Origin of the sequence: Ensifer oleiphilus (genome assembly GCF_013371465.1) — a bacterium.
Taxonomy (GTDB): Bacteria; Pseudomonadota; Alphaproteobacteria; order Rhizobiales; family Rhizobiaceae; genus Ensifer; species Ensifer oleiphilus.
On the sequence record NZ_JABWDU010000030.1, the window covers coordinates 1 to 659 of the forward strand.

Below are 659 nucleotides of genomic sequence, written 5' to 3' on the forward strand. Positions count from 1 at the left end.
TCCTTGAAGCGGAACAGCGGCGCCACCGGGCCGAAAGTCTCTTCGCGCGCCACCGCCATCGCCTGGGTGACGTCGGCCAGCACCGTCGCCTCATAGAAGGTGCCGCCGAGCGCATGGCGTTTGCCCCCCTGAATCACCCGCGCGCCCTTGGCGGTGGCATCGGCGACGTGCTCCTCGACCTTCTCCAGTGCCGCCTGGTCGATCAGCGGGCCGAGGATCACGCCCTGGTCAAGACCATTGCCGATCTTCAGCTTGGCAACGGCCGCCGCCAGCTTGTCGGAGAAGGCATCATAGACCTTGTCCTGCACATAGATGCGGTTGGCGCACACACAGGTCTGGCCGTTGTTGCGGAACTTGGCGATCAAGGCGCCTTCCACGGCCGCGTCGAGATCGGCATCGTCGAAGACGATGAACGGCGCGTTGCCGCCGAGCTCCAGCCCGAGCTTCTTGATGGTGCCGGCGCTCTGGCGATAGAGCTCGGCGCCGACTTCCGTCGAGCCGGTAAAGGTCAGCTTGCGCACCACCGGGTTGGCGGTCATCTCCGCGCCGATCTCGCGGGCCGAGCCGGTGACGACGCTGAAGAGCCCCTTCGGCAGGCCGGCACGTTCGGCAAGAATGGCGATCGCAATGGCCGAGAACGGCGTCTGTGCCGCTGGCTT

1 protein-coding gene is annotated in these 659 nt (G+C 66.3%); it reads right to left on the reverse strand.

Annotated features, from left to right (window positions below; translation table 11 throughout):
- Positions 1-659 (reverse strand): aldehyde dehydrogenase family protein (locus HT585_RS31565; protein ID WP_176356705.1); only part of this gene is annotated, 659 nt, incomplete at both ends.